Below are 12,287 nucleotides of genomic sequence, written 5' to 3'. Positions count from 1 at the left end.
TCCAATCCGGCCTCGCCTTTCAAACAGGCGGGGCCTTCAAGAAACGAACATGTCAATCCGGACCCGACTCGTGCCGCGAGGAACTTGATGACTGCACTTGCCAGCGCAAAGGACACCGAAATGGTGGAAAACAAACAAAGCGCCAGCCCGAACCGGGTGATCGATATCGAGAACCTCTCGCTAACATTCGAGACCAACGACGGCCCGGTTCACGCGCTTTCAGACATCGATTTGAAGATCGAAGAGGGAGACTTCGTTTCCTTCATCGGTCCGTCGGGTTGCGGCAAGACCACGTTGCTCAGGGTCATCGCCGATCTTGAAAAGCCGACCGCGGGGTCCATCACGGTCAATGGTGTCTCTCCGGAACAAGCACGCCTCAATCGGGCTTATGGCTATGTCTTTCAGGCTGCCGCCCTATATCCCTGGCGCACGATTGCCAAGAACGTGGCATTGCCTCTCGAAATCATGGGGCTTTCAAAGGCCGAGCAGCAACAGCGGATTTCCCGAAACATGGAGCTGGTGAACCTCACCGGCTTCGAAAAGAAGTATCCTTGGCAGCTTTCAGGCGGCATGCAGCAGCGCGCGTCGATCGCCCGCGCCCTCGCCGTCGAGCCGGATCTGCTCCTGATGGACGAACCTTTCGGTGCGCTCGACGAAATCGTCCGCGACCATCTCAACGAACAATTGCTGCAGCTTTGGGCCAAGACCAACAAGACCGTTGTCTTCGTAACCCACTCGATCCCGGAAGCGGTGTTCCTGTCGACCAAGATCGTCGTGCTGTGCCCGCGCCCGGGCCGTATCTACGACGTGATCGAAAGCGATCTGCCTCGCAACCGCAGTCTTGATATTCGCGAGACACCGGAGTTCCTGAAAATCGCCCACCGGGTGCGCGATGGACTGAAGGCAGGGCACTCCTATGAAGACTAAATCGCATCGACCCGCGACATTTGTGGATGTCGACCCTGCCGTGGAAATTCAGGCTCTTGGTGGTCTTGCGACCAGGGTTTGGCAGCGCATTTCTGCGATTGCGGGAAAGGTGCGGATACATGACTGACGCCTCTCTTTCGCAGACCCGTAGCATGAACCCATTTGCCGGCCTGATGTCTGGAACGGTCGGTCCGGTCACTGTCGTCGTATTGGCGATCATAGCGCTCTGGTATGTCGCTGCAGTTGCACTCAACACCCCATTCCAGAAAGACATGTATGAGCGCGCCGGACAAAGTGATGTCGGGTTCTCTCAACTGGTCACCGATACGCTTTACCAGGAGCGCCCGGTCCTGCCTGCGCCGCACCAGGTGATTGTGGAAATCTGGGACACGACGGTAAACAAGAAGATCACGTCCAAACGGTCGCTGGTCTATCACACGGGCATCACACTCTCTTCGACGCTTCTCGGGTTTCTGATCGGCACGACACTCGGCATTCTTCTGGCAATTGGCATCGTTCATTCGCGTGTTCTCGACAAATCGTTGATGCCGTGGGTCATTTCCTCGCAAACCATTCCCATTCTGGCCATCGCGCCGATGATCATCGTCGTTCTCAACGCCGTCGGGATCTCAGGTTTGCTGCCCAAAGCGATGATCTCCACATACCTGTCCTTCTTCCCGGTCACGGTCGGCATGGTGAAGGGACTGAGATCACCTGAAGTCATTCACATGGACCTGATGCACACCTATTCGGCGACGCGCTTCCAGGCTTTCTGGAAACTGCGCCTGCCCTATGCAGTGCCCTACCTTTTCACATCAATGAAAATCGGCATGGCTGCCTCTCTCGTCGGAGCGATCGTCGGTGAACTGCCGACAGGTGCCGTGGCCGGTCTCGGCGCGCGTTTGCTTGCCGGCTCCTACTACGGCCAAACTGTCCAGATCTGGTCGGCACTTCTGATGGCCGCTTTTTTGGCAGGGTCCCTGGTTGCCCTGATAGGCATGATCGAGAAGCGCACGCTGAAACGCATGGGGATGGCCGGATGAGCACCATGACCGCAAAAAAGAGCCGCCTCGATATGCCGGCGCTGTTGGCCTGGTTCATCGTAGCCATGGTGGTAGTTGGTCTGTTCAGTCCGATCTTCGGACCGGACTACGGCATCATGGATGTACCGCGTCTGGCTCTTTGCCTGGTCATCCTGGCAGTCGCCGGTGTACGCTACGAACTTGGCTTCATGCGCAACCCCTTTGGAGACGTTGTCCTCGGCATCATTACCGCCATTGCTGCCTGGCTGCTGATCTCAACCTCCTCGCACCATGTCGGGCAGGCCACGCTCGGTTTCTGGGCACTGGTAGCAGCAACCTGGGCAGCGGCCTGGCTCTTCGTTGAGCGTCTTGCCACATGGCGAAACCTGTCGCCGCTTGCAGCCCGGCTCATCAACCTCGCCATTCCGGCACTCTTTGGCATTACCCTTCTTGTACTGTGGCAAATCGTGGTCACTGGCGCGGGCGTTCCGAAGGTTCTGTTGCCAGCCCCTTCCGAAATCTGGGTTCGCCTGACCAATTCCGGGCCAACGTTGTGGGCTGACTTTCGCCAGACTTTCTTGAAAGCCGTTCTGGCCGGTTACGCCATCGGTTGTGGTTCGGCGTTCATCACTGCAATTCTGGTGGACCGGGTGCCGTTCCTGCGCCGCGGGCTGCTGCCGATCGGCAATCTGGTATCTGCACTGCCGATCATCGGTGTCGCCCCCATCATGGTGATGTGGTTCGGCTTCGACTGGCCGTCCAAGGCAGCGGTCGTGATCATCATGACCTTCTTCCCGATGCTGGTGAACACGGTATCAGGTCTTGCCGCTTCTGATGCCATGCAACGCGACCTGATGCGCACCTATGCCTCCAACTACTGGCAGACGCTTTTCAAGCTGCGTCTGCCGATGGCCATGCCCTTCATCTTCAATGCGCTGAAGATCAATTCGACGCTCGCCCTGATCGGCGCCATTGTCGCGGAATTCTTCGGCACACCAATCGTCGGCATGGGTTTCCGTATCTCCACGGAGGTCGGCCGCATGAACGTTGACATGGTCTGGGCAGAAATCGCCGTTGCCGCCCTCGCCGGATCGCTGTTCTACGGCCTCGTCGCGCTCCTGGAACGCGCCGTCACCTTCTGGCATCCGTCCGTCAGGGGGTGATTTGCCTCTCCACTTGTCATCCCGGATATGCCAAAAGGCATCATCCGGATGACAAGCAGACAGGATGTTTCCACTCCATGACTCCCAGCCGCGACATTTCCCGCCTTATCGAAATCATGGCAGCGCTCAGAACACCTGTGACCGGTTGTCCCTGGGATCTGGAACAGACGTTCGCGACCATCGCGCCCTATACGCTGGAAGAGGCCTACGAAGTCGCGGACGCCATTGCCAAGAACGACCTGGTGGAACTGCGCGAGGAGCTCGGCGATCTGTTGCTTCAGGTCGTCTACCATGCACGCATGGCTGAAGAAGACGACCACTTCGACTTTGGCGATGTGGTCGAAGCCATTACAAAAAAACTTGTCCGCAGGCACCCGCATGTTTTCGGTGACGAAAACGGAGAAAAACCGGAACTGGTCAAAGGTATCTGGGAACGGATCAAGGCTGAAGAGCGAGCGGAAAAGCGAGCCGCCAGGGAAGCGCTCGGCATGGAAGAAGCGCAAAAGGGCTTTCTCGACGACGTCCCGACCGCCTTTCCGGCCCTTCAGGAAGCCGAAAAGCTGCAGCGACGGGCTTCAAGGGTTGGTTTTGACTGGAACGATGCCAGACTGGTTCTGGACAAGATCAGAGAAGAAACCCACGAACTCGACGAGGAACTCGCCAAATCCGCTCCGGACAAAGACCGGATCTCCGACGAACTCGGCGACACGTTGTTCGCGCTTGCAAACCTCGCCCGGCATCTGGACATCGATCCGGAAGAATCTCTCAGGCGCACAAACCGGAAATTCCGCAAGCGTTTTGCAGCCATTGAAGCTCACGCAGTGAAAACGGACACGACACTTGAAGCGATGACGCTGGATGAGATGGAAGCAGCCTGGCAGGCAGCGAAGAACAAATAGTTCCCCCTGCTCGGCTCGTTCCGGCTTTCCTTCAGACTAGCTAAAGATAAGCGGCATAAAGCTCGCGAAACGGGCCACGTTGCTTGTCGGAAACGCGCACTTCCGCCGTTACGAAATCTTCGGCATCGGTGCGTTCCAGCACCTCTGCCATCTGATAAAGTTTCGCCAGCAAAGCGCCATCGGCAACAGGGATCTTCACAGTCAGGATGTCGTCGTGCTGCGCCATGAAAGCATCGACACTGGCATAAAGCTGCTCGATCCCTTCGCCGGTCAGCGCGGAAAGGGCAATCGGCCCCTCTTCACCGGCATCTTCCAGCAACTTGTCGCGGTAAGCCGGATCAAGGCAGTCGATCTTGTTCCAGACTTCGATGATCGGCGCGCCCGTCAACGCGTCAACACCAAGATCGGTCAGCGTCTTCTTGACGTCTTCTGCCTGCGCTTCGGTGTCCGGATGCGAAATGTCCCGCACATGCAGGATGAGATCCGCTTCAAGCACTTCTTCCAGCGTCGCCCGGAATGCGGCGACCAGATGGGTCGGAAGATCGGAGATGAACCCCACCGTATCCGACAGGATGACTTCCTTGCCATGCGGCAAGGCTACCTTGCGCAAGGTCGGATCGAGCGTGGCGAACAGAAGATCCTTGGCAAAAACGTCAGATTCAGTCATCCGATTGAAAAGCGTCGATTTCCCAGCATTGGTATAACCGACCAGCGCGACAACCGGTTGCGGGATTTTCTTGCGCTTCTTGCGGTGCAGGTCACGCGTCCGGCGAACCTGTTCCAGCTGTTTCTGCAACGCAATGATCCGGTCCTGAATCTGGCGCCGGTCGGCCTCGATCTGGGTTTCACCCGGACCGCCCATGAAACCGGCACCGCCGCGCTGGCGCTCAAGGTGGGTCCAGGAGCGGACGAGACGGCTCTTCTGCCAGGTTAGATGCGCCAGATCGACCTGAAGCCGACCTTCCTTGGTGCGGGCCCTGTCGCCGAAGATCTCCAGGATAAGACCGGTGCGGTCGATGACCTTGGTCTTCAGCCGGCGTTCAAGATTTCGCTGCTGAACCGGGGTGAGCGGATGATCTATGACAACAAGATCCAGATCCTCGCTTGCAACGATCCCGGCAAGCTCGGCAACTTTGCCATCGCCAAACAGGGTTGCAGGCTTGGGATTGTTGACCCGGACAACGCCGGAATGCGCGATATTGAGATTGATGGCAGCACTAAGGCCGAGGGCTTCTTCCAGCCGCGCCTCCGGGCTGCGATTGCCGCGAAGTTCTGTCTGCGCGGACTCGCCACGCAACTGCAGAACCGGCTCCAGAATCATCGCACGGAAGGGCTGGGGCAGACGGTCCACCCCAGTATCTTTCAACCTTAGAGATTTCTGGCCAGGTTCCTCGGAACCGTTGGATTTAGAAAAATCGTCTGCGCGAGACTTCGGTTTCAATCAGCTTGCCTTTTCAGCGTTTTCCTCAGCCTGATCGAACAGTTGAACAGGTCCGTTTGGCATAATTGTGGAAATCGCGTGTTTGTAAACCAGCTGGGAATGCCCATCACGACGCAGCAGAACGCAGAAGTTGTCGAACCATGTCACGACACCCTGCAATTTCACACCGTTGATCAGAAAAATCGTCAGAGGAGTTTTTTGCTTGCGAACGTGATTAAGAAAAGTGTCTTGGAGATTTTGTGCGCGCTCAGCCATCAGTCTTTTTATCCTATTTGCCCCGGATGCGGCCGAGCATCCGGCGTTTCAGCAGCCTACCGTCAAAAGCCGTTCAGTATCAATGACTAATGTTTGACGCACCGCCCGCTTTTCGTATAGCCCACCAGTCAAGACCGTCTGCCTCGGTCTAAAATAGTTTCGTACTTTCGACCCAATGAGGCCAATCGAATCATACCGCCTGCAAATCAGTAGCAGTATGGAACAATTCGCGCAATCGGGTTGCCACCGATCCAGGATGACCGTTTCCGATAATCCTGCCGTCCAAACGTGTCACAGGCATCACGACAGTCGTCGCTGCCGTAACGAAAGCTTCCTTCGCATCGAAAGCTTCTTCAAGGCTAAACGGTCTTTCCTCAAACGTCAGCCCTTCCTTTTGGACGAGATCAAGAACCACGGCGCGTGTAATACCGCGCAGGATTCCGCTCTCGGCCGGCCGGGTGACCAGCACGCCTTCCTTGGTAACGATCCAGGCGTTTGTCGATCCGCCTTCTGTGACATTGCCGTCGGCATCCACATACCAGGCTTCTTTGCCGCCCTGTTCCTTGGCGTTCTGTTTCGCCAGCACGTTCGGCAAAAGCGCAACGGTCTTGATATCAACGCGCGGCCAACGGTTTTCCGGATAACTGAACACCGAGATACCCTGTTCGGCCTGTGCCTTGGCAGCAGTCGGGCTGGACGAACGGGCGGTCACCACGATCGACGGTGCAACATGCGCCGGCGGGAAGAAGTGATCGCGCTTGGAAACACCACGCGTCACCTGAATATAAACCAGTCCGTTGCGAACAAGATTCCGACGGACTACCTGATGCAGCACGAATTCCACGGCGTTGCGGGCCATTGGCCAGTCTATGCGCAGTTCACTCAAGGACCGGCCAAGGCGGTCCAGATGGCGCGGAACGTCGACGATCTTGCCCTGCCAGACTTCACAGACTTCATAAACGCCATCGGCAAACTGATAACCGCGGTCTTCAACATGCACCGCAGCATCGGCATGACGCACATACTGGCCGTTGACATAGGCAATCCGGCTCATGGTTCCTCCAGAACAGGACGGTTCGAAACGAACCGATTGGTATTTTTGTAAGTTTTGACCTTTCGGTCAGACAAAAGCAAGGCCAGAAAGAAGCCACTCAGCCTTAAAAGAAGTCAAGGCTGACGCGGAACATCTGTTCTACCTGGCGCACGCGGTTCGCAACCGCGAAGATCACGATACGGTCTTGTGCCTGAATCTGCAGGTCACCATTAGGCGTAAGCACCTCGCCGCCGCGGAAAACCGCACCAATGCGGATACCGGACGGCAGATCGATAACCCTAAGCGGCTTGCCGACCAGCGGCGACGTATCAAGTGCTTCCGCCTCGACAATTTCCGCAGCCCCGTTCTGAAGCGAATGTACGCCCCGGATACGACCACGTCGGACGTGTTGGAGAATACGAGAGATGGTTACGGCGCGCGGGTTGATAAACGCATCAATCCCCAGCGCGTTGGCAAAAGCCGGGTAACTCGGATTGTTCAACAGCGACAAGGAGCGCTTGCAGCCAAGCTTCTTCGCCATGACGGAAGACAGAATGTTGACTTCATCCTCGTTGGTGAGAGCCACCATGGTATCGGCATCGCCGGCATCGGCTTCATTCAGGATCGTCTGATCCAGCGCGCTGCCATGCAGGATAACCGATCGCTTCAACTCATCGGCAACAGCCATCGCCCGCTCACGGGAGGCTTCGATAAGCTTGATCTTCGTTCCGGACTGACGCTGTTCAAGTGCCTTGGCGACATAGAGCCCGATGTTGCCACCACCGCAAATCACGACACGGGCCGCTTCCGGTTCCTCGTGTCCGAAAATGCTCAGCGTTCTGCGAACCTGGTCGCGGCGGGCAACCACATAGGCAAGATCACCAGTCAGAATGGAATCGCTGCTCTTGGGAACAAACAGCCTGTTGTTGCGATAAAGGCCGACGACAACGGCCCCAAGGTCCGGGAAGAGTTCGGTAAGCTGGCGCAAGGGAGTGTCCACCACCGGGCAGTCCTCCTCGCACATGATCCCGACGACAACAACCTGGTCGTCGGCAAACCGGACAGTCTCGACGGCGCCCGGAAGCGCCAGACGACGCAGTACCATCTCGCCAACTTCGATTTCTGGCGAGATGATCACGTCGATCGGCATGTGATCGCGCGAAAACAGATTGCGCCAGCGCCCCTGCAAATAGGATTGCGCCCGGATACGGGCGACCTTTGTGGGAACGTTGAAGAGCGAATGCGCCACCTGACAGGCCACCATGTTGACCTCGTCATAAAGCGTGACGGCAACAATCATGTCGGCCTCTTCGGCCCCGGCCTGTGCAAGAACGTCCGGATGCGCGCCATGGCCGACAAAGCCACGCACGTCCAGCTGATCCCCAATGGCGTTGATCAGTTGCGGAGAAGAATCGATCACGGACACGTCGTTCTGTTCCGCAGCAAGACGCTCGGCAATGCCGTAGCCCACCTGCCCCGCGCCGCAAATCACGATTTTCATGGAAAGATCCCTTTCCCGCCTTGCCGTTACCTATCGCTTCCCGAAGTGCCTCAGGTCATGCCTAGGGTTTTCAGCTTCCGGTGAAGCGCAGACCGTTCCATACCGACAAATTCGGCAGTCCGCGAGATGTTCCCGTCAAATCTCTTGATTTGAGCCTGAAGATATTCACGCTCGAAGATCTCCCGGGCCTCCCGCAACGGTACGGACATCAGGTGTTCTCCCGTACCTGACGTGGGCAGGCTCGGCAGAGTTTCTCCGATTTCCGCTGGCAGCAAATCCGCGGTGATGGTGCTGTCCGGATCGCCGCGACTCAGAATCATTAGACGTTCGACGTTGTTGCGTAACTGACGCACGTTGCCCGGCCAGTCATGCGTTTGCAGAACCGCCATGGCGTCATCACCGATAGGCCTCTGCGGAATGCCCGAAGCACCGGAGATCTGGTGCATGAAGTGATGCACCAATACCGGAATATCCTCACGCCGTTCCGCAAGACCGGGCACACGCAGGGGAACCACGCTCAGACGGTGGTAGAGATCCTGCCGGAACAGTCCCGACGCAATGTGTTCTTCGAGATTTTTAGATGTCGAGGACAGGATGCGAATGTCGACCTGAACCTTCTGGGTGCCGCCAACACGAGCGAAGCTCTGCTCCACGAGAACCCGCAGGATTTTCCCCTGGGTCTCGGCGGGCATGTCGGCGACTTCGTCGAGGTAAAGCGTACCGCCATGCGCTTCTTCCAGCGCACCAATCTTGCGCAGATTGCCGTTTTCATCCTCGATGCCGAAGAGTTCTTCTTCCATCCGAGACGGCGTGATGGTTGCAGCGTTCAGCACAACGAACGGGCTTTTGGCACGCGGCGACATGTCGTGGATCATCCGGGCAGCACGCTCCTTGCCCGCACCGGAAGGACCGACGATCAGGATACGACTGTTCGTTCCCGCAATCTTCTGGATGGTTTGCCGAAGGTTGTGAGCTGCCGAGGAATTGCCAATGATTTCGCTGGTTTCGCCGCTGCGCTGCTTCAGATCGCGGATTTCACGTTTCAGGCTGGAAGCTTCCAGGGCGCGCTCGACGATATGAACCAGCCGGTCTGCCTTGAACGGCTTTTCGATGTAATCGTAGGCCCCGCGCTTGATGGCAGAAACCGCTGTTTCAATGTTGCCGTGACCGGAGATGATCACGACCGGCATTTCAGGATCCGTTTCACGGAAGATATCGAGTAGGGCAAGGCCGTCGAGGCGGCTTCCCATCAACCAGATATCCAAAATGACAAGCGAAGGCTTGCGCTCCTTCACTGCGGCCAGGGCGCTGTCTGAATCATGCGCGGTCCGCGTTCCATAACCGTCATCATCCAGGATGCCGGCAATCATTTCGCGAATATCGGTTTCGTCGTCTACGACAAGAATATCATGCGCCATGGGCAGTCACAGTCTGGTTTTGCAGGTCGGTCTCCGGCTCGATCTCGGCATGTGCTGCCAATGTCAGTCGAACGAGCGTGCCCGTGTCCTCTGGGTTGGTTTTGGGGGCGTCGAGCAATTCGATGCCACCGCCGTGGTCTTCCAGGATCTTGCGGACGATGGCAAGGCCAAGGCCCGTCCCCTTCTCCCGGGTTGTCATATAGGGTTCCAAAAGCCGGCTGCGATTTTCTTCCGGCAGCCCGATGCCATTGTCGATGACATCAATCACGATCCGGCCGCTGCCGTCTTCCAGTTCACCGCGCAAATGCACGGTCACCTTGCCTTTGGGCAAATCGTCTCCAATGCGCGCACTCACCGCCTCCGCAGCATTCTTGACCACATTGGTCAGAGCCTGGCCAACGAGACGCGCGTCAAAGACAGCCGTCACCGGACTGGACGGAACATCCGCGGTAACACTGATTTCCGGATTTGCCACCGACTGCATGAACGCCGCATCGCGCACCGCCTCGCGCAGATCTCCAGATGTCTTCGTTGGCTTGCGCATACGGGCGAAGGACGAGAACTCGTCCACCATCTGACCGATATCGCCCACCTGCCGAACAATGGTGTCGATGCATTGATCGAAGACTTCCCGGTCCTCCTCGATGCGTTTGCCGTAGCGGCGGCGTATGCGTTCTGCCGAGAGCTGGATCGGTGTCAGCGGATTCTTGATCTCATGCGCGATGCGCCGGGCAACATCCGCCCAGGCCGAATTGCGCTGTGCCGAAACCAGATCTGTAATGTCATCCAGCGTCACCACAAAACCATGTTCGCGCCGGGTAGACTGCTCCCTCGTTATACGCACGTTGATCGTACGCAGGCGTCCGCCCCGCGTGATCTCGATCTGCGTTTCCGGAACCCTGTCACTGTCATTCTTCAAGACATCGGAAATGCAGTCGTTCAGCTCAGGAACCACCTCGATCAGAGACTTGTTCAGGATCTGCACTTCATCCAGCTGCAGCAATTCCAGGGCGGAGCGGTTGATCAGCATGATCGAGGCTTCATCGTCAACGCCAATGACGCCGGTGGACACTCCGGAAAGAACGGCTTCGTTGAAGCGGCGGCGGCGGTCGATCTGCTCGTTCGCCGCCAGAAGCGCATCACGCTGCCCGAGAAGCTGACCGGTCATCTTGTTGAAGGTTTCGCCCAGGTTGGCGAGGTCACCACCGGATTTCTCGGTCGGAACCTTGACGACGAGATTGCCTTTGGACACCTCGTCGGCTGCCGAAATCAACGTTCGGATCGGCGAAACAAGTCGATTGGCAAACCCGAAACCTATCCAGATCGCCGACAAGAGCAACACCAGCGCAACGCCGAGATAGACCAGAGCAAAGGCCACCTGGACGCCAAAGCGGCTATTCTCCATCTGCTGGTATTGCGAAGCACCCGTCTCGGCAAGACGCAGATATTCGACAACGCGCGGATCTATGGCGCGAACGGCATAAAGATAGAAATTGTCATAGGCGGACAATTTCATGACACCGCCGACCAGGTTGGAACTTCCCGGTGCGATCAGGATCGGATCCCCGGATTTTGCCTTGAAGAAGCTGTCGGCAGGCGGCAGCGGCACTTCCGCGTTGGGATCTATGACGACGCGGGTGACCACCTCGCCGTTTTCGTTCAGGATAAAGGCTGCGAGGATACCGCGAAGGGAAACCTGCGTTGCAAAGAACTGATCGAAACGGGTCGGCTCGAATTCATAAACCGCCTTTGCCCGGTCGATATCGTTGGTCATGGCGATCAGGTCGCCGCGCAGAACCCTGGCGTGTTCCTGAAGATAGGCCTGAGCAACGGTCAGGGCGTTGTCGATAATCTGACGCGTCCGGTCCTCGAACCAGCGATCAAGGCCGCGGTCCAATGTAATCGCCGCCAGAATCGCCATGAGAACGGCCGGTACAGCAGCAACCACACTGAACAGAGCCACGACCCTCACGTGAAGGCGAGCAGCAGCCCGTCCACGCCGCCGCGCTTGCCACAACTTCAGGATCTCGAAGGCGATGACACCCACGAGAATTGCCGCGAGCGCACCATTTATGGTCATTGCGACCATGATGACTTCCCGCGTGGGATCGATGGACGTCAGCCCCATCAGGATAACGAAGGTGACACCGATGGAAACGAGGGCAAGCAGGATGATCGCAAGACCCACACGCCGCCAGAATTTGCCTGCGGCGCTGGATTGAGCGACGGGTTCTTGTACTGCTTCCAGTATCATTCGGTCTCTTTTGATTTCAGCTCGCCAAACGCGGACTGTCTTGATGTATTTGCGGCAAACTTATCACACAATGTTGCGAAATTGCAACAGACCAGAAGAGGCGCAGAAAATTTGCGGTGGACAGGTGATCACTTTATCGCACACTGCTGAATTCGTTATTCTTTTTTGCAGCATTCACAAAATGAATGCCCCGTCTGTAATTGGAATTTTCCTTCAGATGACCCAATGAAACCAGGCTGATATTGAGGACGAAAATATCTCCTCGTGATTTCCCACCCCGTGAATCACAAGACCACTCGTCACGACAACCTGCAACTGGAACAAAAAAGCGGCCAGACCTTTCGGCCTGACCGCATCAATTTGCCGCCCTGTCC

General features: G+C 57.0%; 10 protein-coding genes. 4 read left to right on the top strand and 6 right to left on the bottom strand.

The window, feature by feature from the left end; genetic code table 11:
* Nucleotides 1-120 precede the first annotated feature (120 nt).
* The 4 genes from HEP89_RS21680 to mazG all read left to right on the top strand — a co-directional run bounded on the left by HEP89_RS21680 (nt 121) and on the right by mazG (nt 4,011).
* The gene (locus HEP89_RS21680) at nt 121-927 is read left to right on the top strand and encodes an ABC transporter ATP-binding protein (RefSeq protein ID WP_152507646.1); all 807 of its coding nucleotides are present in this window, start codon (nt 121-123) and stop codon (nt 925-927) included.
* A 152-nt stretch (nt 928-1,079) separates the two neighbouring features.
* Entirely contained in the window at nt 1,080-1,970 is an 891-nt protein-coding gene (locus HEP89_RS21675; protein ID WP_168693492.1) for an ABC transporter permease, read from the top strand.
* The gene (locus HEP89_RS21670) at nt 1,967-3,112 is read left to right on the top strand and encodes an ABC transporter permease (protein WP_077292827.1); all 1,146 of its coding nucleotides are present in this window, start codon (nt 1,967-1,969) and stop codon (nt 3,110-3,112) included. The genes HEP89_RS21675 and HEP89_RS21670 overlap by 4 nt, the downstream gene beginning before the upstream one ends.
* A gap of 77 nt (nt 3,113-3,189) precedes the next feature.
* Nucleotides 3,190-4,011: a nucleoside triphosphate pyrophosphohydrolase gene (gene mazG, locus HEP89_RS21665; protein WP_168693012.1), complete on the top strand. Its 822-nt coding sequence runs from the start codon at nt 3,190-3,192 to the stop codon at nt 4,009-4,011.
* 40 nt (nt 4,012-4,051) lie between these two features.
* On the opposite strand, the gene hflX is transcribed toward mazG, so the two are convergent.
* The 6 genes from hflX to HEP89_RS21635 all read right to left on the bottom strand — a co-directional run bounded on the left by hflX (nt 4,052) and on the right by HEP89_RS21635 (nt 11,913).
* Nucleotides 4,052-5,332 (bottom strand): GTPase HflX, encoded by a 1,281-nt coding sequence (gene hflX, locus HEP89_RS21660; RefSeq protein WP_168693491.1) that lies wholly within the window; start codon nt 5,330-5,332, stop codon nt 4,052-4,054.
* 120 nt (nt 5,333-5,452) lie between these two features.
* Entirely contained in the window at nt 5,453-5,710 is a 258-nt protein-coding gene (gene hfq / locus HEP89_RS21655) for an RNA chaperone Hfq (RefSeq protein WP_173006241.1), read from the bottom strand.
* A 187-nt stretch (nt 5,711-5,897) separates the two neighbouring features.
* Nucleotides 5,898-6,761 (bottom strand): D-amino-acid transaminase, encoded by an 864-nt coding sequence (locus HEP89_RS21650; RefSeq protein ID WP_022998588.1) that lies wholly within the window; start codon nt 6,759-6,761, stop codon nt 5,898-5,900.
* Nucleotides 6,762-6,864: 103 nt separating this feature from the next.
* Complete coding sequence (gene trkA, locus HEP89_RS21645; RefSeq protein ID WP_022998587.1) at nt 6,865-8,241, bottom strand: Trk system potassium transporter TrkA; 1,377 nt, start codon at nt 8,239-8,241, stop codon at nt 6,865-6,867.
* Nucleotides 8,242-8,291: 50 nt separating this feature from the next.
* Nucleotides 8,292-9,659: a sigma-54 dependent transcriptional regulator gene (locus HEP89_RS21640; RefSeq protein ID WP_022998586.1), complete on the bottom strand. Its 1,368-nt coding sequence runs from the start codon at nt 9,657-9,659 to the stop codon at nt 8,292-8,294.
* A complete protein-coding gene (locus tag HEP89_RS21635) occupies nt 9,649-11,913 on the bottom strand; it encodes a PAS domain-containing sensor histidine kinase (RefSeq protein WP_168693011.1) in 2,265 nt (754 codons plus the stop codon). Before HEP89_RS21635 ends, HEP89_RS21640 begins: the two co-directional genes overlap by 11 nt.
* Between the last annotated feature and the right edge of the window lie 374 nt (nt 11,914-12,287).

This window comes from Labrenzia sp. 5N (genome assembly GCF_012395805.1).
GTDB lineage: Bacteria > Pseudomonadota > Alphaproteobacteria > Rhizobiales > Stappiaceae > Roseibium > Roseibium algicola.
The sequence above is the reverse complement of the archived record's forward strand: the minus strand, read 5'-3'. Positions and strand labels throughout refer to the sequence as shown.

Bases quoted from the DNA above. Each gene is read 5' to 3' on its own strand.
- HEP89_RS21680 (WP_152507646.1), top strand. From the start codon at position 121: ATGGTGGAAAACAAACAAAGCGCCAGCCCGAACCGGGTGATCGATATC.
- HEP89_RS21675 (WP_168693492.1), top strand. From the start codon at position 1,080: ATGAACCCATTTGCCGGCCTGATGTCTGGAACGGTCGGTCCGGTCACT.
- HEP89_RS21670 (WP_077292827.1), top strand. From the start codon at position 1,967: ATGAGCACCATGACCGCAAAAAAGAGCCGCCTCGATATGCCGGCGCTG.
- mazG (WP_168693012.1), top strand. From the start codon at position 3,190: ATGACTCCCAGCCGCGACATTTCCCGCCTTATCGAAATCATGGCAGCG.
- hflX (WP_168693491.1), bottom strand. From the start codon at position 5,332: ATGATTCTGGAGCCGGTTCTGCAGTTGCGTGGCGAGTCCGCGCAGACA.
- HEP89_RS21650 (WP_022998588.1), bottom strand. From the start codon at position 6,761: ATGAGCCGGATTGCCTATGTCAACGGCCAGTATGTGCGTCATGCCGAT.
- trkA (WP_022998587.1), bottom strand. From the start codon at position 8,241: ATGAAAATCGTGATTTGCGGCGCGGGGCAGGTGGGCTACGGCATTGCC.
- HEP89_RS21640 (WP_022998586.1), bottom strand. From the start codon at position 9,659: ATGGCGCATGATATTCTTGTCGTAGACGACGAAACCGATATTCGCGAA.
- HEP89_RS21635 (WP_168693011.1), bottom strand. From the start codon at position 11,913: ATGATACTGGAAGCAGTACAAGAACCCGTCGCTCAATCCAGCGCCGCA.